The sequence below is a fragment of the Pseudoalteromonas xiamenensis genome (assembly GCF_030994125.1).
GTDB classification, from domain to species: domain Bacteria; phylum Pseudomonadota; class Gammaproteobacteria; order Enterobacterales; family Alteromonadaceae; genus Pseudoalteromonas; species Pseudoalteromonas xiamenensis_B.
On the sequence record NZ_CP099917.1, the window covers coordinates 2,245,001 to 2,268,730 of the forward strand.

Genomic DNA, 23,730 nt, shown 5'->3' on the forward strand with positions numbered 1-23,730 from the left:
GTCATCCCGACTTACCAACCCTTTGCAAACTCCGAATACCAGTAAGTAATATCCGGGAGACACACGGCGGGTGCTAACGTCCGTCGTGAAGAGGGAAACAACCCAGACCGCCAGCTAAGGTCCCAAAGTGTATGTTAAGTGGGAAACGATGTGGGAAGGCTAAAACAGCTAGGAGGTTGGCTTAGAAGCAGCCACCCTTTAAAGAAAGCGTAATAGCTCACTAGTCGAGTCGGCCTGCGCGGAAGATGTAACGGGGCTAAACATACCACCGAAGCTGCGGCTGCAGATTTTATCTGCGGGGTAGGGGAGCGTTCTGTAAGCCGTTGAAGGTGTACCGGGAGGTATGCTGGAGGTATCAGAAGTGCGAATGCTGACATAAGTAACGATAATGCGGGTGAAAAACCCGCACGCCGGAAGACCAAGGGTTCCTATCCCATGTTAATCAGGGTAGGGTGAGTCGACCCCTAAGGCGAGGCTGAAGAGCGTAGTCGATGGGAAACGGGTTAATATTCCCGTACTTGATATGAATGCGATGGGGGGACGGAGCAGGCTAGGCAAGCATGGCGTTGGTTGTCCATGTGAAAGTATGTAGGCTGGTGACTTAGGCAAATCCGGGTCGCTAAAGCTGAGATACGAGACGAGCACCTACGGGTGTGAAGTTGTTGATGCCCTACTTCCAGGAAAAGCCTCTAAGCTTCAGTTCATATTGAATCGTACCCGAAACCGACACAGGTGGTCAGGTAGAGAATACTAAGGCGCTTGAGAGAACTCGGGTGAAGGAACTAGGCAAAATGGTACCGTAACTTCGGGAGAAGGTACGCTCTTGTCTGTTAAGCCCTTGCGGTGTAAGCAGACGGGAGTCGCAGAGAATAGGTAGCTGGAACTGTTTATTAAAAACACAGCACTGTGCAAAATCGTAAGATGACGTATACGGTGTGACGCCTGCCCGGTGCCGGAAGGTTAATTGATGGGGTTAGTCTTTGGACGAAGCTCTTGATCGAAGCCCCGGTAAACGGCGGCCGTAACTATAACGGTCCTAAGGTAGCGAAATTCCTTGTCGGGTAAGTTCCGACCTGCACGAATGGCGTAATCATGGCTACGCTGTCTCCACCCGAGACTCAGTGAAATTGAAATCGCAGTGAAGATGCTGTGTACCCGCGGCTAGACGGAAAGACCCCGTGAACCTTTACTATAGCTTGGCACTGAACATTGAACCTACATGTGTAGGATAGGTGGGAGGCTTTGAAGCAAGAACGCTAGTTCTTGTGGAGCCGTCCTTGAAATACCACCCTTGTATGTTTGATGTTCTAACGTTGGCCCCTAATCGGGGTTACGGACAGTGCCTGGTGGGTAGTTTGACTGGGGCGGTCTCCTCCCAAAGAGTAACGGAGGAGCACGAAGGTTTGCTAAGAGCGGTCGGACATCGCTCGGTTAGTGTAATGGTAGAAGCAAGCTTAACTGCGAGACAGACACGTCGAGCAGGTACGAAAGTAGGTCATAGTGATCCGGTGGTTCTGAATGGAAGGGCCATCGCTCAACGGATAAAAGGTACTCCGGGGATAACAGGCTGATACCGCCCAAGAGTTCATATCGACGGCGGTGTTTGGCACCTCGATGTCGGCTCATCACATCCTGGGGCTGAAGTCGGTCCCAAGGGTATGGCTGTTCGCCATTTAAAGTGGTACGCGAGCTGGGTTTAGAACGTCGTGAGACAGTTCGGTCCCTATCTGCCGTGGGCGTTTGAGAATTGAGAGGGGCTGCTCCTAGTACGAGAGGACCGGAGTGGACGAACCGCTGGTGTTCGGGTTGTCATGCCAATGGCATTGCCCGGTAGCTACGTTCGGAATCGATAACCGCTGAAAGCATCTAAGCGGGAAGCGAGCCTCGAGATGAGTTCTCACTTGGAGTTTAACTCCACTAAAGGGCCGTTGGAGACTACAACGTTGATAGGCAGGGTGTGGAAGCGCTGTGAGGCGTGAAGCTAACCTGTACTAATTACCCGTGAGGCTTAACCATACAACGCCAAAGTGGTTTAGTTGTTAGAAGTTAAGTATTGACTAAAGTAGACAACGACGAAGTAAAAGACATTAATATTAGCGTTCCAGATTTAGTTTACTTGCGATAGCGAGTAGACAACCAGCTTATGCTTGGTGACAATAGCGTTGTGGACCCACCTGACCCCATGCCGAACTCAGAAGTGAAACGCAACAGCGCCGATGATAGTGTGGCAGCTGCCATGTGAAAGTAGGACATCGCCAGGCTCTTAATTAAATAAAAAGGCCTCTTCGAAAGAAGAGGCCTTTTTATTTATTACGTGTTTAGGGATGTGCTACGTGAAAGTAGGGTGAAAAGTCGATTAGGGAAGCAAACAGTTTTGCTTCACCGGCTTTGAACGTCGAAGGCCTCTGGCCGCAGACCGGACATCGCGAGGCTGGGCGCCCCCGACTCTTAATTAAAGAAAGCCCGATCCGAAAGAGTCGGGCTTTTTTGTTTTATTTTTTCTAGAAAATTCAGACCAATTCGAGAAACGATCCCCAACAAACGAAGTTCGGTGTTGGAATGGCTCCTGTAGCATCGTACCTCGGTAAATTCTGACCTACACCTACACCACGCTATGAAGCTTCGCGTCGAATGTATCTCGCCAACCTGAGCTATTAACGCAAGCGTTGTATCTTCACGTTGGCATTACTTGATGGTAATCCGTAATTGCTAAAAAATCTGAAATTTGATTATGCGGTTTTTTACTATCTGGATTGGCAATCGCGAGTAAGTGTGCGATGCCATATTGCTTCGCGCTTCGCAATACACTTAAGCTGTCATCAACAAACAAGGTTCTACGGCTGTTAAACCCTAAGTCTTTTTGTACGGCATGCCACAACGCTTGTTGCTCTTTGCTAAAACCGTACTCATGGGTGGAAATAAGTCTATCCATATACACATCAAACTGCGTTCGTTCTATTTTCAAGCTCAAACTATCTGGGTGAGCATTAGTGAGCAACACGATGTGCTTCCCACTTTGCTTGAGAAACTGCAGGAATGGAATGGTGTCTTCTCTTAACGAAATGAGGTGCTGGATCTCCCTTTTGAGCGCCATAATGGGTAAGTCGAGTTCCTTTTGCCAATAATCTAAACAGTACCAAGAGAGTTGCCCCATGACATCTTGGTATTTTTGTTCGATAACAAGTTTGGCATGCTCAATCGAAAGTCGATTCTTTTTTGCGTATTCTTCTGGGACGACATGTAACCAAAAGTAATTATCATAATGTAAATCGAGCAGTGTGCCGTCCATATCAAGCAGAACAGTGTCGATTTCGGACCAATTTAGCATAGGCATTTCAAGGTAAAGGCTTTATGATTAGATAATCGCATCATAGCAAATAATTGTCCATGACACAGAAAAAGCATCCGACACCGCCAACGATTATTGAATCTGAAATTACTGCTCGCAGTAAGCTGTTTACTGTCGAAGCCTTGTCGTTGGAATTTTCAAATGGCGAGAAGCGCGAGTATGAGCGTATCAAAGGCAGTGGTCGAGGAGCGGTCATGATTGTGCCTCTAAGTGCCGAAAATGAGCTACTCTTAGTCAGAGAGTACTGTGCTGGCACACATGACTATCAGCTCGGTTTCCCAAAAGGCTTAATTGACCCTGGCGAAACACCCGAGCAAGCAGCGAACCGTGAACTGAAAGAAGAAGTGGGTTTTGGTGCGGAGTTTTTTGCTGAGCTTAAAGAAGTCTCTATGGCACCGAGTTATTTTAATGCTCGCATGCATATATTGTTTGCAAAACACCTCTACCCAGAACAACTCGAAGGCGACGAACCTGAGCCGTTAATTGTTGTAAAATGGCCATTGAGCGATTGGCAATCGTTACTTTCTCAACCCGACTTCACCGAAGCACGAAGTGTTGCTGCACTACTCTTACTTCAGCAGTATTTAGAAGGGGAATAAGATGCACGAATACTTAGAGGCCTGTATCAGTCTTGCTGAACAAGCGGGTCTTGCCATTATGGCAATCTATAAACAAGACGATGTTGGTGCGAAAGAGAAGTCCGATCATACACCCGTTACAAAAGCTGACTTGGCCTCCAATGAGGTGTTAATGGCAGGATTAAATGCTATTGCGCCTGATATTCCTATTATGTCAGAAGAAGTGCCAATCCCACCCTTAGCGGAAAGACAAGATTGGTCTCGTTATTGGTTGCTTGATCCAATGGATGGAACTGGGGAGTTTATTCTTGAAAGTGGTGACTTCGCGGTTAACATCGCACTTGTTGAACACAACAAGCCAGTGCTTGGAGTTATTCATTGGCCTGCTAAACACATCACTTATTTTGCAGCGAAGCAGGAAGGTGCATTTAAGCGTGAAGATGGGCAGACGGAGCGTATCTTTGTAGCACCGCCAGAAACGCTCACGCTTGCGGTCAGCCGCCGTCAAAAATTAGAAGCAGTGAGTCAGTATCTTAACGCTCAGTTTGCTACCATAGCGCTCGGTAGCTGCTCTTTAAAGGCATGTATTATTGCTGAAGGGAAAGCCGATTGTTTTTTAAGAATAGGCCCTACAGGCGAGTGGGACACTGGTGCGTCTCAAATTATTGTCGAAGAAGCCGGTGGTTCTATCACCGATGCGCAGTTTAATCCGCTGACCTATAATCAGCGTGAGAGCACGGAAAATCCAGATTTTATCGTCATGGGTCACCCTGATTGGGAATGGCAAAAGATTGTAACACCTCATCAAAGACCATAATTGACTAAATTGCAATCAAACGGTCATAAAAACCAACTAAGGGGCTTGCTTTTATCTTTAGATCCTATATGATAGCGACCTCTTTGAAGAGCAAGTATTAAAATCTTGTTTTTTTAAAGGTTTTCAGGCGCGGGATGGAGCAGCCTGGTAGCTCGTCGGGCTCATAACCCGAAGGTCGTCGGTTCAAATCCGGCTCCCGCAACCAACTTCTTTTACTAAGTCGGAAGTATAAAACAGCATTTAGCATACAGGCGCGGGATGGAGCAGCCTGGTAGCTCGTCGGGCTCATAACCCGAAGGTCGTCGGTTCAAATCCGGCTCCCGCAACCAACTTCTTTCACTAAGTCGGAAGTATAAAACAGCATTTAGTATACAGGCGCGGGATGGAGCAGCCTGGTAGCTCGTCGGGCTCATAACCCGAAGGTCGTCGGTTCAAATCCGGCTCCCGCAACCAATTCCTTGGTGCACTTCCTTATATATTCAACTATTTCATTTTCTCACTTTAAATTCATATTTTTACACGCTTTTATCGTTCATGTGGATATAAAAAAGACCACCGTAGTGGCCTTTCAAAGCAAGTTTAACTCTACTTTAGTGAGTTGTTGCGTAACGTTCCGCAACTTTCCAGACTCGCATAGTATTTCCGCCTAAGATCTGCTTAATTTGACTATCGTCGTACCCACGGTCTAAAAGCCCTTGGATCAGGTTCGGATACATAGAGACATCTTTTAAACCTATGGGTAAAGAATCTCCGACACCATCAAAATCAGACCCAATGCCGACATGGTCGATACCAATCACTTTTACCACATGATCGATATGGTCGAGAACGTGTTCCAGTGACGCAAAAGGAAACGGGTTTTTCTTCAAGTAGGCTGCACGGAAATCGACTTTGCTTACGCCGCTGGATTCTGCTTCTTTTTGTGCTTCATCGCGTTTGTCATACCAGCCATTGGCTTTAGACGTGACAAAACTAGAACCGAAGTTGATTTGAATAACGCCACCATTTTTCGCCAGCGCTTTAAGCATGTCATCATTCATATTGCGCTCGAAACCAGGCGTATATTTACGTAACGAGGAATGAGAGGCAATTACAGGGACTTTGGACAGCTCCATCACTTGATAGAATGCCTCATCCGAAATATGTGATACATCAATAAGTACACCGACTTTATTCATCTCTACAACGAGTTCCTTACCAAATGGACTCAAACCCTTCCACGGGCGGCGCAGGTCGTATGAGGAGTCTGAAATATGATTGCTCTGTGAATGAGCTAATGTGATGTAGCGGATCCCGCGTTCATAGAAATGATGCAGATTGTTTAAGTCACCTTCAATGGGTGAACCGTTTTCCATGCCCATCGCAATGGAAATTTTTCCTGCATTAAATTGTTTTTCGATATCCGCTGTACTGTACGCCATCGCAAATTTATCCGGTGCACGTTGCGCTAGGGCCTCCATTGAATCGATTAGCTGATTCGCCAGTTGATAGCTTTTACCTTTGCCTTCTTTTTCTAGATTCGCAGGGATGTAAATCGACATAAAAGGCGCGTTAAGACCACCCTTAACTGCTCTTGGGTAATCGAAATCGCCACCATCCGTTGCTTTGCTTACATCGTCCCACTTCTCAGCAATACGATAAGGGACGTCAATATGAGTATCAATGAGTAAAGCCTGCTTTGCTATTTGCTTGGCGTGCTCACTGGCTTGAATCGCCGTGTCACTGGCCATTAATGGGTTGCTAGTGACGAGTAGCAATAACGTGGTGCAGAGCGTTGGACGTAGTCGCATAAGATTTCCCTGTTGATTGGTTTGCGTCTACGCTCCACTATAACGAAAAAATGACAATGTCTACATTCAATCCGATGATTGACTGGCCAGAAATTGATACTTCGACATGATATTTACGCTCTCATGTAATTCAGAAAAAACAATAACAACTTCACCCGCTTTGAGTTGAGCTTTGATTTGTTCTACTTTTTGATCGAGAGTGACTTCGTATTCACCGTAATCCGTGCCTTCACGCAAAATAAATTGTTCAATTAGGTTATGGAGCGTGTCAACCTCAAGCTGCTGATACGGGATGATCATGGCGTCTACCTTGCTGTAACTGAGAAAAGAAATGTGGAACAGCCTGTTCCAACCAAAATATTGGCTTGAACGGGTTTTTTCCGCTTAAAAATCCAACATGGCCGCCTTGCTTTGAAACGGCTAACATGACGCTTTTGCTGACTTGATCTGCTTTTGGCACCGCTTCAGTAGAAAGCATGGGGTCATCTTCCGCGTGGATCACCAGTGTGGGTATGGCGATATGCTGGAGATAAGGTTGTCCACTGGCTTTCTCATAATAATCTTCCGCCCCAGCGAAGCCATGTAATGGAGCCGTTACCGCCTCATCAAACAGCCATAAGTCATCGATTGCCATTAGTGCGTTTTCGTTTAATTGCAATTGCGCTTGAATTTGTGGCAGTTTACGTGCAGTAGATTTTTTGAGCTTATCTAACAGGTATTTTTGGTAAAGCTTAAAGCAACTGCGACGGATAACTTGGCACGAGGTCGAGAGATCAAAAGGCGCAGAAACAACGGATGCGCCTTTAAGTGCACAATCACTCCCTTGCTCACCCAAGTATTTTGCTAAAACATTCCCGCCTAGCGAGAATCCAACAGCGTAAAGCTCACGGTTTGGAAAACGAGCTTGTAATGTGTTGACCAGAAAACCAATGTCTTCGGTTTCACCACTGTGGTAGGCTCGTGGCATTCGGTTGGGGTGTGTGGAGCAATTTCGAAAATGCATCAAAACCGCATCAAATCCATGATTTCGTACTGCTTGCATCATGCCTCGAGCGTAAAAACTATCAATGTTACCTTCAAGCCCATGTAACACAATTACCAATGGGGCCTCGGGCGTTGCGGGAGTGGCCCACGCAAGTTCAATAAAATCGCCATCGGGTGTCGCGATTTCTTCGAGGTCAACCGGCGTACGTTGCCACAAGCGGTAAGCTCTTGGCAAAATAGTTTGTACATGTCGATTGGTCATCCACCAAGCTGGCTTGAATTGATATTCCATACTCTTTGCTACGAAATGTCTGAGTCAATGTCGGACCAGTTTACCAAAGGCTTGTGAAGATGTAGAGGGACAAATAAAAAGCACCCGACTAACTAGGTTAGTAAGGTGCTTTGTGCGTCGTGCTTAATTCTGTTTCTGGAGACTTATTTAGGAACTTCAGCTTCGTTTACTTTCTTAATGAAGTAGTACACGTAGAAAAGACATAAAACAATTACCACGCCCAAGAATCCAAAGGACAAAAACAACACTGGGTCAGAAAAAAAGTCTCTAAAGAATACGTTCATGGTGATGCCTCCTAAACTTGTCTATGGGTTAATCATAGACATGCAATCGCTGGCTCAGCATGATCCGGATCAAGTTTTAAATCGTCGAAAAGCACGGAGCGAATGAGCCTTGATCGAGATCATAAAATTACCGTGAAAATGGCTGGCAGAGCTTAAGATTGGCGTAATAAGGCAATCAGGGTGAGTGAATCCGTGTAAAGCGCTAGGTTGTTTGCCATAGGATTGGTCTGTAGCTTGGTTTGTTCAAGTTGCTGAATGAGGAGTGTCTGTTGCAGTTTCTCCAAGAGCAATTCGCTGTTAAGCAGTGATTTGCGTACGGTTGAATACGTAGGATGGAGTGAATAGGTGGCTTTGAAATTGGCGCGAATCAGTCTGTGCGGGGCTAAAAAAAGACGATCAAACTCTAGAGTACATTGCTTAAGGGAATCTAGCTGTTGTTGATCCAATTGAATATGAAGCGTTTCTAAGTACCGTAGCAGCAGGAGAATATTGACGTTTTTGGCATCTTGATGTTGTGCGTAAAGTAACGCGTCCTGTACGCCTGACAAGGCATACAGGTCACACGAAAAGTGCCAAAATGCGGTAGTGCAAATTGGCGAGTTCATTACAGCAGCTCGCCTGTTTCAGCAAAGTGTTGCTCTTTGCTTTCAAGTTCTTCTAGTGCAAACAATAGTGACTCTTCGACATCATTGAGTTCAGGTTTGATTTTTGCCTGTTCAGCTAATAGTTTAGTCAACTGTGCTTTATTCTCATCTGAGTAAATGTCATTGTCCGCAAGTTGATTTTCAACGACCGCCAGCGCGGCACTTAACTTATCCAATTTCCCTTCTAACGTGCTAATGCTTTTTTTCAAAGGTTGGATGTACTTTCTAAATTCGGCTTCTAGGCGTTTTTGCTCTTTGCGATTTGCACTGCTGTTGGCTTTGTCTTCAAGCTCGTCTTTTTTATTTGCTTCACGATTTTGGTTCAACAACCATTGGTAGTATGCATCGAGATCATAACCAAACTGCGTGACCTCACCATTGTCGACTAGGTAATATTCATCCGCCGTATTTTTTAACATATGGCGATCATGCGACACGGTGACCATTGCCCCTTCAAAACCCTGTAGTGCCATCACGAGTGCGTGACGCATTTCAAGATCTAAGTGGTTAGTCGGTTCATCGAGGAGTAGTAAATTCGGACGCTGATAAACCAGCATCGCGAGTACCAATCTGGCTTTCTCACCACCTGAAAATGGCGCAACCGGTTCAAGCGCTTTGTCACCATGAAACGCAAACCCACCTAAAAAGTCTCGCAGTTGTTGTTCTGAGGCTTTCGGGTCGAGACGCTGCAAATGCGTAATCGCACTGGCGCTGGCATCGAGGGACTCCAATTGGTGCTGCGCAAAGTAGCCTATTTTTAAACCTTGGTGAACAAATACTTCACCTGCCTGTGGCGATAGCTCACCAGCAAGCAGCTTAATCAGCGTTGATTTCCCTGCGCCATTTCGACCCAGCAGCGCAATACGACTTCCAGGTACGAGATTGAGCTTTATTTTGTGCAAGATGGTTTTGTCACCATAACCCGCTTGAGCTTCATCAAGTGACATCAGCGGGTTCGGCAAGGTGTCAGGATCTCGGAATTCAAAATTGAATGGCGAGTCAGCGTGTGCTGGCGCCAATTTTTCCATGCGTTCAAGCGCTTTAACGCGGCTTTGTGCTTGCTTTGCTTTACTGGCTTTTGCTTTAAAGCGGGTAATAAATTGTTCCAGATGGGCAATGGTCGTTTGTTGCTTTTCGAACATTGCTTGATGTTGAGCCATACGTTCTGCTTTTTGGCGTTCAAACTGAGAGTAGTGGCCTTTGTAGACATTGATACGATGTTGATCAATGTGCCAAATCTGGTCAACTACGGCGTCTAAAAATTCACGGTCGTGCGAGATAAGTACGAGTGTGCCAGTGTATGCGCGAAGAAAACGCTCTAGCCAATAAACTGCGTCTAAATCGAGGTGGTTGGTCGGTTCATCCAACAACAATAAATCGGCATCGCGGATCAGGGCCTGTGCAAGGTTTAATCGCATGCGCCAGCCACCTGAAAATGAACTAACAGGGAGTGGGATCTGCTCATTACTGAAGCCTAAACCATGGAGAAGTTCGCCCGCTTTGGCTTCGATACTGTACCCTTTGATGTGTTCTAACTGCTGGTGGATTTGCGCTTGTTTTGCTCCGTCGCCCGCGGCCTCAGCGTCACGTAACGCAATACGGCACGCGTAATATTCAGGGTGGCCTTGCAAAACGTAGTCTAAAGCACTGATTTCAAGTGCAGGCGTTTCCTGCTTAACTGACGCCATCGACCAATCTTTCGGAATCGTAAATGTGCCTGCGTCTAAGTGGAGTTCTCCTTTCAAGAGTGCAAACAAGGTTGATTTGCCACAGCCATTAGCGCCTACTAATCCCACTTTATGCTCTGGGAAAAGGGTCGCACTGGCCTCTTTCAACAGTGTTTTACCACCACGAAGTAGTTCGATTTCAGTCAGTTGGATCATAGCGTCAGTTTCACAAAATTAATTACCGGGATTTTAACATGGAAAACGTTGAGCTCTATACCCATTGGCGACGTAAATACGGTAAACTGACCAGCAAAATGATGGTTAGTTGTCGATCACCGATTCTGCCAGCCGAGATTTGCACGCGTAAATCGACAGCCACGAGCACATCGCAAGCAGTTAATTAAGTTCAGAAGTGGGTAGAAAGCAGTTTAAGGGGTTACAGTGAAGCAGAAAAAGCGTTTTATTGCTGGGGCGAGTTGCCCAGAGTGTAAAGAGTTAGATGGCATGATGCTTTACAAAGAACATGACGTTGAAAAAGTGGAATGTATCCACTGTGGCCATATCATGGTTCAACCTGAGGAAGCGGTACAAGCCTCGACACGCCAATTTGAACAAGTTATCGGAGTATTCAAACCTGAATAACGACAAAAGGGCAAATTACAGCCCTTTTGGTTTTTCTTGTACCCGTCTCATTGATTAATAATGCGGCGGTGGTGGCTCCTGTGAAGGGTGCATCATTGACCCATTCTGCGATTCTTTGATTTTTTCCGCCAAAAGCTCCAACTGACGCTGCATTTTAGCAAAACGCTGTTGATGTAGTTTCATCTCATCGTTCAGTATTTCGATGGTTTCATCTTGAAAAGCAACGCGCTCTTCGAGTTCCACAATGCGTTGTTCTAACGTTTTCATGACTAATTATTCCGTTCAAAGCGCTCTAACATGCCATTAGAACTTTCTGTGAGTAGCGCAGCATCGTTGTCAACAAAAGCAGCAGCGAACACCACGGCAGATTTTGGTCTCGACCCTTCTCTAGGTTCGACTTGCCAAAGACCCTGCTTTTCACCCGTATTTAAATCCCACAACGTTAATTGGCGGTTAGGGGTACCTGTGGCCAGTAGTGTGCCTTGTTTATTGAAGGTGACTGCACTAAAAATTTTCTGGCGTGCAATATACTGCAATTGCGAGACTAATTCACCTGAAGTCAGCCGCCAAATACTTGCCTTTTTCATGCTATCGGCAGTGAACGCGTAGCGACCTTCATTGTCTAGTGCGACCTTTGTTACGCGTGACGGGTGGTTAAAACGATGGAGCACTTGCCCTGTACGGGTATCCCAAAAATAGGCGGTGTAATCATTACCACCTGTGAGAGCAAAATGGCCATTGGGGGATAGGGCAATGGAATTGATTTTCTCAGTGTGACCAAGAAACTCCAGCCGACGGCCTTCGGCTAGGTCCACTAAAACAACCACATTATCTGCGCGGCCGTAAAGCACAAAACGTCCTTCATTGCTGATAGCAATATCTCGAATGGTGCTTTTACTAATACGGTAAAATCCGCGGTTTTGACCAGTCTTGATGTCCCACAACGCAAAATTGGTGTCGGTTGCCGTAACGGCAACTTGCGAATCAAATGAAATCGCGAGGCTATGGACAAGATTTTGCTCATTTTTATCTTGATGCCATTGAAAAAGCACGGTATTAGATCGATTGTCCCAAAGCAGTACACCTTGATTGGTGCTCGACACTAAACTGTAACGTCCATCTGCTGAAATGGCTGCTGCGTAGGCACCGAGATCAGCATGAGCAAGTTGGCTGACGGATTTTCCCGGCAACGTTTGTTCCTTGCAGCCACTTATAAACAGCGTTACGAATAAGTACGTTAAGCAGGTCTTGATAAATGAACGTTTGTACATATATCAGGTCTAATCCCGTCAAGCGAAGTAATAGTTGGGCAACGAACAAAAAAAGCGTTCTACCATTTAGTCTTGATTCAGCGTACCACCATTAGACTACTTTGGCACGACCTTGGTGAAACAGCGGCTTTATTTGGCATAATCGTATTGAAAATGATACTGTGGCGAAATCACAATCATTAATAAAACATTAACAAGAGAAAATCCATGAAACACACTTTGAAACTGTCGCTTATTGCGGCATCAGTGCTTGCGCTAGCAGCATGTAATCAAAAAGCAGAAGAAAAAGTCGCGGAAGTGAAACTAGACACAGAAGCACAGCAACAAGCATACGGTATCGGTGCGTCGGTTGGTAATTTCTTACAAAAAGATCTTGCCGATAAAAAAGAGTTAGGCATTGAACTTGATCAAAAACTGCTTATGCGTGGTTTTGAAGATGCGCTAGCAGGTAACGCGAAAATTGATGAAGCAAAAATTCGTGAAGTGTTAACTGCACTTGATACATCTGTTCGTGAGAAGCAAGCAGAACACGCCAAAGTTGAAGCTGAGAAAAACAAAACGGATGGTGAAAAATTCCTAGCGGATAACGCGAAAAAAGAAGGCGTTACTACGACTGATTCAGGTCTTCAGTATGAAGTGCTTGTACAAGGTGAAGGTAAGAAGCCACTTGCAACTGATGTAGTAAAAGTACATTACAAAGGCACATTGTTAGATGGCACAGAGTTTGATAGCTCATACTCACGTAACCAACCAGCAACATTCCCATTGAAAGGCGTAATCGCAGGTTGGACTGAAGGTCTTCAACTTATGCCTGTTGGCTCAAAGTTCCGTTTCACTATTCCTTCTGAATTAGCATACGGTGAGCGTGATCTTGGTCGTATTCCATCGAACTCAACATTAGTATTTGAAGTTGAGTTGCTTGAAATTCAAGAAGAAGCTTCTTCTGCAGCTGAGTAATTCAGGCTAATGCAATAAAAAAGGACCGTAACGGTCCTTTTTTATTGGTTAATTTCGTACAATGACGAATTATACGTCAGTATGGTTTGCGTATAAGTTATGGATAAGCTCATCTTCGAGCTCAAAACGCTGCTCTAGTGCTTCACCTAGCTCCGACAATTCTTTGTCAAACTGGTCTAATAAACCTTCACCTTTCGCTTCTGCGTACTTGTCGTTGAAGTCGAGAGCAAGGTCTGTACTTTCTGCAATACGTGGATACAGTGCTTGCGCGAGCTTTAAGCTCTCTGGGCCTTTCTTCTGGCACTGCTGCACCAAATCATCGTAAATCTCAAAATGACCAGCCGACAAGTAGTCTAATAAAATCTGACAAAACGCTTGAATTTGCGCTTGTTCAGGTAACGCGTGATCTTTTTTGTCGTACGGTGCACACCCTGCTAGGTGATAATACTTGACCAGCAGTTCTTGACGTTCTGCAAGCCAGTTATCGATAACTGAATGGCTGCCGCCCCATTGTTCTTGGGCTTGTTCTAAACGCTCAAGCATTGTGATCTCCTTTAGCGGGTTCGTTTACCCTATCAAAATGAAATCTGACCAAAAGATCAATAACTTTTTGAAAGATTTCCATCATAAAAATCAAAAGATATTGATTTATAAGAAAATAAAAAGCGTGTCGGAATGTAGTCGAAAAAACGCGGGCAATAAAAAACCACCCGAAGGTGGTCGTAATAATGCAGTTTAGCTTGTATGTACAAGTACTTATTATTATTTTGAAGGTGTTTTGTTGTTATTTTTCTTTAACGCGGACAAATTTATACCAAGGAATTTTCGATGTTGCAAATAGTTTAATATTACGTTTGCAAAATTATTTTTAAGTGTTTGAAGAAACTAAATTTAATCTAGATCATTAAAGGCGCGTCAAATTTACGACCCCAATGACTAAAACATAGAGCCAATGGGCAGATGGTGATACAATTCTCGCCAATTCATTTGTACAAGGGATCACCTACGCCATGAGCGAATTGAAAAACGATCGTTATTTACGTGCGCTGTTAAAGCAACCTGTTGACGTGACACCGGTTTGGATGATGCGTCAAGCTGGGCGTTATCTACCAGAATACCGTGCAACACGTGCGCAAGCGGGTGATTTCATGAGTCTTTGTAAAAATGCAGAGTTGGCGTGTGAAGTAACATTGCAACCATTACGTCGTTATCCGCTCGATGCTGCAATCTTATTCAGCGATATTTTGACCATTCCAGATGCAATGGGCTTAGGTCTGTATTTTGAGACAGGCGAAGGTCCTCGTTTTGAAAGACCGATTAATAGCCTAGCTGATGTTCAAGCGATCCCTCGTTTAGACCCAACTGACGAACTTGGCTACGTCATGAATGCGGTGAGCACTATCCGCCGTGAATTGAAAGGGGAAGTTCCGTTAATTGGCTTCTCGGGTTCTCCTTGGACGTTAGCGACGTACATGGTTGAAGGTGGTAGCAGCAAAACGTTTGGTAAAATTAAAAAGATGGCGTTTGCTGAACCAAAGACCTTGCACTTACTGTTAGATAAGTTGGCTGATTCGGTGATTGACTACCTCAATGCGCAAATTAAAGCTGGTGCTCAATCGGTGATGGTTTTTGACTCATGGGGTGGTGTACTAAGTCCACGTGATTACAATGAGTTCTCACTGCAATACATGCACAAAATCGTCGATGGTCTTATTCGTGAAAACGATGGTCGTAAAGTACCGGTCACGCTATTTACCAAAAATGGCGGTCAATGGATTGAGAAGATTGCGGCAACTGGCTGCGATGCAATCGGTTTAGATTGGACAATTGATATTGCGGATGCTCGTCGTCGCGTGGGTGAAAAAGTTGCTCTACAAGGTAACATGGACCCAGCAATGCTACATGGTACGCATGATCGTATTCGTGAAGAAGTGCAGAACATTCTTGCTGGTTTTGGTCATGGCACAGGTCATGTATTCAATTTAGGGCATGGTATTACTCCAGACGTCGATCCAGAAAACGCAGGGGTATTTATCAATGCGGTTCATGAGTTTAGTCGTCAATATCACCAAGACTAAGGTGTGCAAATAGTTGTTTCGGTTGGCCCTTCTCGCAAAGGGTTCAGCACGTATCGACTAGTCGTATGATGTTCAAAGGCAGATCACACTCGTTGATCTGCCTTATTCTTTCCTATAACCCCCCGAGAAGTCGATTTTAGAGCGAGCCACAATCAAATTCCTATTCGAAAAAGGAGTTTGTTATGCAAAACAATATCTCGCTAGCGGTCGATTGCGACTCAATTTGTCAAATTGTCCCAACCACATCCGCGTCCATATTGCACCCATTTGTAGACCCTCTAAACAATCACTTTTCACGTTTTTCCATTAACACCCCACTGCGCATTGCGCATTTTCTTGCGCAAGTAGCACATGAAAGCGGCGGGTTTCGACATCGTTCCGAAAACCTTAATTACAGTGCAACGGCATTGAGAAATTTATTCGCCAAATACTTTCCCAATCTGGTGATTGCTGAGAGTTATGCCCGTAAGCCGGAAGCTATCGCAAACCGTATCTATGCTAGTCGTATGGGAAATGGCACAGAAGCATCCGGTGATGGATGGCGTTTTCGTGGGCGAGGTTTAATTCAATTAACAGGTCGTGAAAATTATCTGCGCTGCGGTCAATGGCTTGGAGAAAATCTGGTCTCAGAACCTGAACGAGTAGCAGAAGATCTGAATATTTGTGTGCTTTCGGCATGTTGGTATTGGCAGTCTAAGCGCTTGAACACGTTCGCCGATGAAGACGATATCCTGCATATCACGCGGCGTATCAACGGTGGACTTCACGGATTAGAAGAGCGAAAAGCGTATTTAGACCGCGCTAAAGCGGTATTCGCAAAGGAGTTTAACCTATGAATGAGACCTTCAATCCAGAACGTGTTGAGCACTTACATCAGTCTCTGTCTTCCCACAGCGAAAAAATGACCATTTGGACGCAGTTGAACGCACAAGTAACCAAAGGCGCTGAAACGTTGCACCAGCAAGCAGAGCAAAATGGCATATTGCTATCGCCTTTACATAGCTGGTGGCAAGCGTGTTATGAGTTGTGCTCTGGGTATCAATTGAAAATTAGCCAAGTTGAATACGGTGAAGAGGAATACATCGTGCTGACTAATCATGGCCCTGCCATTGTGGATTTGAGTCAATGGACGCTGATCTCGAACTTAGCTCGACCTTTTGTTTTTCCTCCACAGACGCATCTGCAGCCTGGGGAGTCAATTCGAGTGGACGTTCAGCGTTATGCTCCTTTGTCATTCCATCATCGCGGTCGATTGCTTTCGGTGAGTGGCGACAAGTTAGAGCTCAGAGACAACCGAGGTATTTGCGTCAGTAGCTGGGTGTATGAACGTGAAGCGACGAATTTTATTGTCATTAATTATCTTTCCTATGACGGACAAGAGAAATACACCGAAGCCGATGAATTTGTCGAATTAATGAATAACTCACCGCATTGGGTGGACTTATCAGGGTGGCGTTTAAGCTCGGTAAGAGGCAGGCAAGTGTTTGTATTCGCTAAGCGCAGTAAGCTTGCCCCATTCGCGACGTGTCGCGTATACACCAATCACTTTGACGCAAGTACGGGCGGACACAGTTTTCAAAGTCCTCGCGCAATTTGGCATAACAAAGGGGATGAAGCTCAGCTACATACTGCACATGGAGACATGGTGTACTGTTATGCTTATTGAAGATAGAAGTAAGTTAACACTTACACCAGAAATGGAAAAGGTGATCAATGATGGTCAACGCTTGTTGACCTACATTGCTCGTAATGGACACGTTTCGATAGATGAATCTGTGGCACAAGTGATAGTTAAAGCGAAGCACAAAATGCAAGCGGGTATTTGGAGTGCTGAAGACGAAACCCAGTTTTTGATGTGTTACGACCAGCTAGCAAAAAGTGTGCATCCAGTGACGGTCGATAGTATCCATGCAATTATTCCCATCATAGACCCTAAAAGCACAAAACCACAGCGAAAACGCACTCGAGCAGAACAAGCGGTGATTTGGTATCGGCGGGGAACGATGTGCGCACTTATTGGCTTGTTAATGGTGCAAGTATGCTATTTGTTTGGACACGCTTTGAATGCCAACCTGTTGCATTTAGACGAACAAAAACAGCAACTAAAAATGGAGCTCAGCCAAGCGAAGCAGGTTGCAAATCGTCTCGATGTGGTTGAGCGCCTGGCCGATAAAATTGCCATGACGGAGCAACAATTCGATGCAAATTATAAATTACTCGCCAACTGGAATCGACTTTGGACGCTCGGAGTACCACTATCACACTCAATTCTACCGGACGATGAAGATGCTTTCGCAACGCGAGCTCGGGCATTGCAAAGACAAACCGCGAGTAGCGAGGCCATCGAAGCGCTGAAATTGGAACAAAGCCGTTTCGCCGCACGGCAATTATTGTTTGAGCATATGCTCTTTGCTGAATCCGTTCTAAAAGTGTTGCAGGGTTATATTTTACCTTTACTTTACGGACTCTTGGGGGCGTTTATCTTTATTTTGCGTGACTTGTTGCGCGAAATTAAAGCACTCACTTATTCGTTCGACAGTGAAATTCGATTTCGACTACGTTTAACGCTCGGTGCGCTGGGCGGTATGATCATTGGATGGTTTTTGAAACCCGATGAAGTAAACGGGCTTGCCTCTTTATCCCCCATGGCTCTGGCTTTTTTAATGGGCTACAACGTTGATATTCTCTTTGCCATTATGGATAAACTCATCGACAACGTAAAACGCAGTTTGAGCCGAAACGATAATTCTCCTACGACTAAACCTTAAGAAGCAGCGGCGCTGCTTCTCTTTTCATTGATACACCGCGTCACTTCCATGAGTCAGGCTTAATTACTTGTATTTAATGCGTAATTTAAGCTTGTATATACAAATTAGTGACATGTAAAGAACAGATTAAACAAGTTTCCAAACGCTTTTTACTTATTCCAAGTGGTGTCGGTTCAGCTGCAGTCTGTTTAGAACCCCGCAACTTTCGTCAGTGGTCACAACGAGTGGTTTGCGTGGAAAACGTGTCAGTAAAACAGTGTATGAGCGAGTAGTTTTCGAGGTGGAAGTTCTTAAACGGCGTCTAAGAAATAGACGAAGCAAACACTTCTTTCACTTTCAACACCAAGACGGGACTAAAGTGCCGATAGGCGAGTGGCGTCGAGGCAAAGAGTTAATGGAGGTGTTCGTCGAGAACTTTAGCTACTCCGTGGGTTGTGCGCAGGTTGATGTGGGGTTAATGGCACGGTGTGGTCAGTAGAAGGATATTTGGTCAGATCTTAAACGCTGCGCATCTATTGGGAATGCGCAGCGATAATTTCATCCAATTTACTCTGATCGACTTTGAAGTCTTGCTTTGTGGCTTGCTCTTCAATCATCCACAACGGACGTTTTTTGAAGCCAATGTGGTAAGCGACACATTCAAGCACGACTTGGTGTTCACCTATTCGGACAAGGCTGAAACTGCGCTCTGTGCCGATGATCCGCCCCTTTGGAAACTCGGTAAGGCAACGGTTAATCAACGCCATTTTATTCGCGTTTTCTTGTTCGGTTGGAATCTTGTCGGGTTCAACCGTCCCGACGACAATGCGTTCAATGTGTCCGACATCCGTTATATCGAATGTATGCTGTGCGACTTGTCCAAACATGAATTTCTCCCAAAAAGAATGGCCTCAATTGAGGCCATCAACAGTTATGCCGCTTTTGGCTCTGATGCCGCAGGCACCGGCGCAATCGACTGTTGCAGAATATCGAGTACGCGAGACAGACCTTCAGGCGTACCTGTTTGGCGAGCTTTCACGGTAACATCGTATTTTGCAGAGTTGTCTGATTTACGCTGAGTTTCTTTGCTTGAAGAAATCGAGCCTTGGCATTTAACGCGAACGCTAAATGGTCCAATGCGGCCTGAGGCTTCAGCTTCGAACGATGCTTGGCGATCGTCCTTCGTTTGCTCACTGAATGACGATTTCACTTCCATCATGAAGTTCACATCGACTTCTGTGACTTGCAGTGTCGGTACTGACACGATAGAAATGAACGGTACTTTGATTTCATATGCCGTGCTTTCAATTTTTACCGAGCCATCTGGTTGTTGAATTTGCTCCGGCTTTTCGAAGCTAAATGGCACCATACGTACTTTGCCATTTTCAAAGCCAACGGTTTCGATAAAGTCAGAGGTTGCTTTAGCGAGTGAAACTTGTGCATCACATGCTGCTGACAAAGGACCGCCAATCAGTTGGTCCATTGGTAAGCCACCAAATTGATCTGACATTTTTACTAATTCACTCATAATATCTCCTTAGTTGTTATGAGTTGAGGGGTTTCCATCCCATCTTCGAAACGCCATGAAGAGTGTTCAGTTGCCTGTCAGCACTTCACGAAATTGCGAAGGCGGACTGGGTTTAAAACAGTTTCAAGAGTTCATTTTGCAATTTGAGGTACGCTTCAGTTGCTTCGCCTGCCTCAAATTCAATTTCCATACTGGCGGTTCGTTCGCCTTTTTTCCCCGCTCGAGAGAACAAATCGGTGGAGAGAATTTTTTTCAATTTGCCTTCCGCATTTTCTTGCGCTTCTAAACTTTCGACACCATTGAGGCTGATATCGAACTTAGAGGTGAGCTTTTTGATTTTTATCGGATTATTCTGAGTGAGTGTAATGAGTGGTACATGCAGCTCCCGCTCTGGTGTTTCACCGTTCGCGCGCTTTTTATCCGCTTCTGGTCCAAAAGCGGGTACGCGAAATGAAATCATTTTTGGTCGACCGTCTTCGTCAAACCATTCATAAATGTTTTGCAGCGTTTGCCGCTCAATTTGATCTTGCGCTTCGGAAATGGAGCCCATGATGGCTTCAACTAAAGTTTGCAGTGTTAAGGTTTGTCCCGCCATGATTTCCTCAATGTAGTTGGGTCGTGTTAGTAAACCCATGATAGAGAAATGAAGGCGGCGGCAATCGGTGATATAGTCTGAGGTTGCGGGGATTTAGCGGGAGAACTAAGTCAATCCAGCGAAGATTGCCGTTAGGTGCGCAGTGAACGTTGTTTCACGTAGTGACCTGGAGATTGTGAAAAGACTTTCTTAAAGGCGTGATTGAACGAGGCGGAAGACTCAAAGCCCAACTGATTTGCCACGGTTTGTTGAGATAGGCCTGCGCTTAATAGTTCGATGGCGCGCAGCGCTCGATATTTTTGTTTCCAATCGCGAAAACTCATATCGAAATGCTTGTGGAATAAGCGGTTGAGGGTCCGACTAGATGCCCCGACCAAATCGCCCCATTGCTCTAAAGTACGTTGGCATGATGGGTTACTGTGCAATTCACTAACAATCAATGTTAAGCGTGGATCACTGGCATGGGCAAAGAAAAATGCATTTTTGGGTGCGCTAAGCACTCGGTCAATGAATACTTGAATGAATCGTTTTTTTGAGTCGTCGAGATCATAATCCGTCGGCCAACGACACACTTCTAAAATCATCGCCCGTAACAGCTCATCGACATCCATGGTATACGCGGTATCGCCCAGCGCTTCACAAAACTCTAAATTAACGTAAACGCTCCGAAATGCACCACCGTAGCGGCAATAACTTTCGTGAGCGACTTGAGGCGGGATCCACAAAGCTTGTTGGGGGGAATGACGAACGTGCCTTGTTCGGTCACCATCGTGAGCACACCTTGGCTAATGTAAGCCAGTTGACCAAAGGGGTGTGCATGCAATGGAATGTGCTCAAACGGTGGCATCGTCGTTGGTCTTGGGAAAAGCGGTCTATCAAGCTCAAGGCGGCGAAAGCGAGCAGGGACCGATTGCCATGTCACATTTGTCCGATCTGATAAATTATTTGTCATATTTAGTCATATTGGTCACTTATATAGCAGCGTAAACTATCTCCTGTGCTTAATCAATTTATCAGAGGGATAGGATGTCAAAGTCGAATACCAAAGCGTGGTGTTCTCCATTTAGCTTTTTAGTGTTGTCCACCATAATCATGGCGGTCACCTTTTCTGGCTGGAATGCGATGCTCAATAACTTTGCTATCGAAACCGCGTCATTTAATGGGGCGAATATCGGTATGTTGCAATCGTTACGTGAGATACCTGGATTCCTTGCGTTTACGGCCATATTTGTGTTGTTGGTTCTAAAAGAGCAAACGTTTGCGCTGATCAGCTTATGTCTGATTTCAATCGGCGTTGCGATTACGGGTTTGTTTCCCACCGTTTATGGCCTGTATGCGACCACCGTATTGATGTCAGTGGGATTTCATTACTTCGAAACGTTAAACCAGTCGCTTAGTTTACAATGGTTTAGTAAAGACGAAGCGCCAGAAAAGTTGGGCAAATTGTTGTCTATCAAGTCGATGGCGTCGCTTGTAACGTTTGCGTTTGTGTGGGCGGGATTTAGCTGGTTCACCTTAGGGTATACCGCGATGTATATGATCATTGGTGGATTCGGTTTGTTATTGACCGCGTATTTGACGTTGTCACACCCCTATTTTCCACAAAAGACAACTCAGCATAAAAAGCTTATCTTGAGAAAAGAATACACCTTGTACTACTTGTTAACGTTCTTTTCGGGAGCCCGTCGACAAATTTTTATGGTGTTTGCGGGTTTCTTGATGGTGGAAAAGTTCGGTTTTGATGTTGCTCAAATTACGACGTTGTACATGCTCAACCACGTCATTAACATCTTTCTAGCCCCTAAAATTGGGCTGATGATCAGTCGGATTGGCGAACAACGCGCGCTCACGATTGAATACAGTGGTTTGATCCTAGTCTTTATTGGCTATGCGCTGGTGGAATCCAGTGAATTGGCCGCTGCGCTGTATGTCGTTGACCATGTGTTCTTCGCTATGGCGATTGCACTGAAAACCTATTTTCAGAAAATTGCGGAGCCTGAGGACATTGCTGCAACAGCGGGAGTGAGTTTTACCATCAATCACATTGCTGCGGTTGTGATCCCTGCGGCATTCGGTATTGTGTGGTTGTACGACAATGCATTGGTGTTTTACTTTGGTGCAGCGCTGGCCGCATGTTCGCTGTCGCTTAGCCAAATGATCAATCGCCATCTGGCTAAGCGACAATTGACTCAAGCCGCAAGTTGCTAATGTGTAGCGACAAGAGGTGTTTGGATAGGGTGCGCCGGTTTCGGTAGCACCCAGGTCACAATTGCACAGGCGCTATGTACGATGGCCATCACTCTAAATGGTGCAATAATAGGATCAACCACTACAAACAGAATCAGCACTGCATCCAATGGCAAACCGAGCGGTCCCGAGACCAAGCTCAACATCGTTAGCATTGAAACGCCCGATGACCCCGCCGTTGCAGTGCCTGCAAGCAAGGAGCCCAGAACCACTACCATAAACACACCGAACGTCAGATCCACATTGTAGATTTGGATAACAAACATCGTTGCGAGGGCAAAATAAAGTGTCGGACCAATACGGCACAGATTGAAGGTAAGTGGAATAAGTAGATCCACACTTTGTTTGTCATAACCAAATTGTTCATGCATGGATTTTAATGCACTCGGTAAACTGGCCATAGTGTTAGCTGTGCCAAGCGAAATCGTCATCGGTTCTTTTAGCGCCGTAAACGGCATAACCCAATGTTTTAATCGCCAACACATCAACGCGTAGACGATCATAAACCATGAAATAAAGGCGAGTATCACGACGGGCACAAACTTGATCATCGCGACCAATGCTTCTCCACCAATCTTAGACAAAGTACTGGCAAGCAGACCACACAAACCAAATGGAAACAGGTACATCATCCATTGCACTATTTTTGTAAACGCAGCATAAATACCTTCAAATGACAGACACAAATGGTCAGAGGCTTGTTGGCGAATTGCACCAATGGCAAAACCAAACAGCAATGCAAAGAACAACACTTTCACGGTATATCCATGACTGAGTGCGGAAAAAATATTGGCGGGCACTAAGCTAAACAGAAATGCCTGAAGCATGGACTGTTCAGGAGGTGCCTCATAAGGCGTATGTAAATCCACAACCAGATCGGCATTTGAAAAGTCTTGAATAATTTGTCCAATCGCTTTCAGCGATTCGGTATCTAATTGGCTGCCAGGGGTAAAAATCGCACCAGCGAGTGCGCCAAGCGTGCTGGCGCCCAATAAACAGGCAAAAAAGACCAACGATAGCCGCAGCAGCAACCATTGACTATTTGCTTGTTTTAAGAGGCGACCAATACTGAGTGAGATAGCAGTAAGCAGAATAGGTAAAATACACATGGTCAGCACATCGAGGTAAAACTGACCTAACGGCGCAACGATAGAGAGGTATTGGGTGTCATATAGGCCAATGTAAATACCAACTAGCGCACCAAAAAAGACCGTCCAGCTCGAACGTAGCCATTGCAAATTAAAAGGGATCTTAGGCATG

Annotated in this window: 24 protein-coding genes, 3 tRNA genes and 2 rRNA genes (1 of these 29 running past the window's edge); 14 read left to right on the plus strand and 15 right to left on the minus strand. The window is 45.4% G+C overall.

What is annotated here, in order from left to right:
• Together NI389_RS10425 and rrf are read left to right on the plus strand one after the other, a co-directional pair.
• A 23S ribosomal RNA gene (locus tag NI389_RS10425) occupies positions 1 to 2,016 on the plus strand (it extends 868 nt beyond the left edge of the window).
• Between the two features lie 130 nt (positions 2,017 to 2,146).
• Positions 2,147 to 2,261: ribosomal RNA gene (gene rrf / locus NI389_RS10430) — 5S ribosomal RNA — on the plus strand.
• A gap of 413 nt (positions 2,262 to 2,674) precedes the next feature.
• On the opposite strand, the gene yrfG is transcribed toward rrf, so the two are convergent.
• Positions 2,675 to 3,328, minus strand: coding sequence for a GMP/IMP nucleotidase (gene yrfG, locus NI389_RS10435; protein ID WP_308359801.1), 654 nt, complete (start codon positions 3,326 to 3,328; stop codon positions 2,675 to 2,677).
• Positions 3,329 to 3,387: 59 nt separating this feature from the next.
• On the opposite strand from yrfG, the gene nudE reads away from it, so the two are divergent.
• From nudE to NI389_RS10460, 5 genes are all read left to right on the plus strand, one after another.
• Entirely contained in the window at positions 3,388 to 3,948 is a 561-nt protein-coding gene (gene nudE / locus NI389_RS10440) for an ADP compounds hydrolase NudE (protein WP_208841996.1), read from the plus strand.
• A gap of 1 nt (position 3,949) precedes the next feature.
• Complete coding sequence (gene cysQ / locus NI389_RS10445; protein WP_308359802.1) at positions 3,950 to 4,744, plus strand: 3'(2'),5'-bisphosphate nucleotidase CysQ; 795 nt, start codon at positions 3,950 to 3,952, stop codon at positions 4,742 to 4,744.
• Between the two features lie 128 nt (positions 4,745 to 4,872).
• Positions 4,873 to 4,949 (plus strand) — tRNA-Met (locus NI389_RS10450).
• A gap of 47 nt (positions 4,950 to 4,996) precedes the next feature.
• Positions 4,997 to 5,073: transfer RNA gene (locus NI389_RS10455), tRNA-Met, on the plus strand.
• Between the two features lie 47 nt (positions 5,074 to 5,120).
• Positions 5,121 to 5,197, plus strand: a tRNA-Met gene (locus tag NI389_RS10460).
• Between the two features lie 137 nt (positions 5,198 to 5,334).
• On the opposite strand, the gene NI389_RS10465 is transcribed toward NI389_RS10460, so the two are convergent.
• The 5 genes from NI389_RS10465 to NI389_RS10485 all read right to left on the minus strand — a co-directional run bounded on the left by NI389_RS10465 (position 5,335) and on the right by NI389_RS10485 (position 10,621).
• Positions 5,335 to 6,534 (minus strand): dipeptidase, encoded by a 1,200-nt coding sequence (locus NI389_RS10465; RefSeq protein ID WP_372588596.1) that lies wholly within the window; start codon positions 6,532 to 6,534, stop codon positions 5,335 to 5,337.
• A gap of 66 nt (positions 6,535 to 6,600) precedes the next feature.
• Positions 6,601 to 6,834: a YheU family protein gene (locus tag NI389_RS10470; protein ID WP_308359804.1), complete on the minus strand. Its 234-nt coding sequence runs from the start codon at positions 6,832 to 6,834 to the stop codon at positions 6,601 to 6,603.
• Positions 6,809 to 7,810, minus strand: coding sequence for a hydrolase (locus NI389_RS10475; RefSeq protein ID WP_308359807.1), 1,002 nt, complete (start codon positions 7,808 to 7,810; stop codon positions 6,809 to 6,811). Before NI389_RS10475 ends, NI389_RS10470 begins: the two co-directional genes overlap by 26 nt.
• Before the next feature lie 436 nt (positions 7,811 to 8,246).
• Positions 8,247 to 8,699 (minus strand): TIGR02444 family protein, encoded by a 453-nt coding sequence (locus tag NI389_RS10480; protein WP_308359808.1) that lies wholly within the window; start codon positions 8,697 to 8,699, stop codon positions 8,247 to 8,249.
• The gene (locus tag NI389_RS10485) at positions 8,699 to 10,621 is read right to left on the minus strand and encodes an ATP-binding cassette domain-containing protein (RefSeq protein WP_308359810.1); all 1,923 of its coding nucleotides are present in this window, start codon (positions 10,619 to 10,621) and stop codon (positions 8,699 to 8,701) included. The genes NI389_RS10480 and NI389_RS10485 overlap by 1 nt, the downstream gene beginning before the upstream one ends.
• Positions 10,622 to 10,846: 225 nt before the next feature.
• Between NI389_RS10485 and NI389_RS10490 the strand changes: the two genes are divergently transcribed.
• Positions 10,847 to 11,047, plus strand: coding sequence for a YheV family putative zinc ribbon protein (locus tag NI389_RS10490; RefSeq protein ID WP_208842004.1), 201 nt, complete (start codon positions 10,847 to 10,849; stop codon positions 11,045 to 11,047).
• Between the two features lie 54 nt (positions 11,048 to 11,101).
• Here NI389_RS10490 and NI389_RS10495 read toward each other — a convergent pair whose 3' ends face one another.
• Together NI389_RS10495 and NI389_RS10500 are read right to left on the minus strand one after the other, a co-directional pair.
• On the minus strand, positions 11,102 to 11,314 hold the full coding sequence (locus tag NI389_RS10495) for a SlyX family protein (RefSeq protein ID WP_308359813.1): 213 nt from the start codon (positions 11,312 to 11,314) through the stop codon (positions 11,102 to 11,104).
• A 2-nt stretch (positions 11,315 to 11,316) separates the two neighbouring features.
• Positions 11,317 to 12,318, minus strand: coding sequence for a WD40 repeat domain-containing protein (locus tag NI389_RS10500; RefSeq protein ID WP_372588597.1), 1,002 nt, complete (start codon positions 12,316 to 12,318; stop codon positions 11,317 to 11,319).
• Between the two features lie 207 nt (positions 12,319 to 12,525).
• On the opposite strand from NI389_RS10500, the gene fkpA reads away from it, so the two are divergent.
• Positions 12,526 to 13,275: an FKBP-type peptidyl-prolyl cis-trans isomerase gene (gene fkpA / locus NI389_RS10505; RefSeq protein ID WP_208842007.1), complete on the plus strand. Its 750-nt coding sequence runs from the start codon at positions 12,526 to 12,528 to the stop codon at positions 13,273 to 13,275.
• Between the two features lie 69 nt (positions 13,276 to 13,344).
• On the opposite strand, the gene rsd is transcribed toward fkpA, so the two are convergent.
• A complete protein-coding gene (gene rsd / locus NI389_RS10510; RefSeq protein ID WP_208842008.1) occupies positions 13,345 to 13,818 on the minus strand; it encodes a sigma D regulator in 474 nt (157 codons plus the stop codon).
• Between the two features lie 467 nt (positions 13,819 to 14,285).
• Between rsd and hemE the strand changes: the two genes are divergently transcribed.
• The 4 genes from hemE to NI389_RS10530 all read left to right on the plus strand — a co-directional run bounded on the left by hemE (position 14,286) and on the right by NI389_RS10530 (position 18,121).
• On the plus strand, positions 14,286 to 15,353 hold the full coding sequence (gene hemE / locus NI389_RS10515; protein ID WP_208842009.1) for a uroporphyrinogen decarboxylase: 1,068 nt from the start codon (positions 14,286 to 14,288) through the stop codon (positions 15,351 to 15,353).
• Positions 15,354 to 15,535: 182 nt separating this feature from the next.
• Positions 15,536 to 16,189: a glycoside hydrolase family 19 protein gene (locus NI389_RS10520; protein ID WP_308359816.1), complete on the plus strand. Its 654-nt coding sequence runs from the start codon at positions 15,536 to 15,538 to the stop codon at positions 16,187 to 16,189.
• The gene (locus NI389_RS10525) at positions 16,186 to 17,019 is read left to right on the plus strand and encodes a lamin tail domain-containing protein (RefSeq protein ID WP_308359817.1); all 834 of its coding nucleotides are present in this window, start codon (positions 16,186 to 16,188) and stop codon (positions 17,017 to 17,019) included. The genes NI389_RS10520 and NI389_RS10525 overlap by 4 nt, the downstream gene beginning before the upstream one ends.
• Positions 17,009 to 18,121, plus strand: coding sequence for a hypothetical protein (locus NI389_RS10530; protein WP_308359819.1), 1,113 nt, complete (start codon positions 17,009 to 17,011; stop codon positions 18,119 to 18,121). Before NI389_RS10525 ends, NI389_RS10530 begins: the two co-directional genes overlap by 11 nt.
• Positions 18,122 to 18,633: 512 nt before the next feature.
• Here the strand turns inward: NI389_RS10530 and NI389_RS10535 are convergent.
• From NI389_RS10535 to NI389_RS10555, 5 genes are all read right to left on the minus strand, one after another.
• On the minus strand, positions 18,634 to 18,987 hold the full coding sequence (locus NI389_RS10535) for a hypothetical protein (protein WP_308359821.1): 354 nt from the start codon (positions 18,985 to 18,987) through the stop codon (positions 18,634 to 18,636).
• A 44-nt stretch (positions 18,988 to 19,031) separates the two neighbouring features.
• A complete protein-coding gene (locus tag NI389_RS10540) occupies positions 19,032 to 19,628 on the minus strand; it encodes a DUF2589 domain-containing protein (protein WP_208842015.1) in 597 nt (198 codons plus the stop codon).
• A gap of 112 nt (positions 19,629 to 19,740) precedes the next feature.
• The gene (locus NI389_RS10545; protein ID WP_308359823.1) at positions 19,741 to 20,223 is read right to left on the minus strand and encodes a DUF2589 domain-containing protein; all 483 of its coding nucleotides are present in this window, start codon (positions 20,221 to 20,223) and stop codon (positions 19,741 to 19,743) included.
• A 131-nt stretch (positions 20,224 to 20,354) separates the two neighbouring features.
• A complete protein-coding gene (locus tag NI389_RS10550) occupies positions 20,355 to 20,834 on the minus strand; it encodes a helix-turn-helix domain-containing protein (RefSeq protein ID WP_308359825.1) in 480 nt (159 codons plus the stop codon).
• Positions 20,835 to 20,869: 35 nt separating this feature from the next.
• A complete protein-coding gene (locus NI389_RS10555; RefSeq protein WP_308359827.1) occupies positions 20,870 to 21,175 on the minus strand; it encodes a hypothetical protein in 306 nt (101 codons plus the stop codon).
• A 74-nt stretch (positions 21,176 to 21,249) separates the two neighbouring features.
• On the opposite strand from NI389_RS10555, the gene NI389_RS10560 reads away from it, so the two are divergent.
• On the plus strand, positions 21,250 to 22,431 hold the full coding sequence (locus NI389_RS10560; RefSeq protein ID WP_308359828.1) for an MFS transporter: 1,182 nt from the start codon (positions 21,250 to 21,252) through the stop codon (positions 22,429 to 22,431).
• Here NI389_RS10560 and NI389_RS10565 read toward each other — a convergent pair.
• Entirely contained in the window at positions 22,428 to 23,729 is a 1,302-nt protein-coding gene (locus NI389_RS10565; protein ID WP_308359830.1) for a dicarboxylate/amino acid:cation symporter, read from the minus strand. The genes NI389_RS10560 and NI389_RS10565 overlap by 4 nt on opposite strands.
• Position 23,730: the final 1 nt, after the last annotated feature.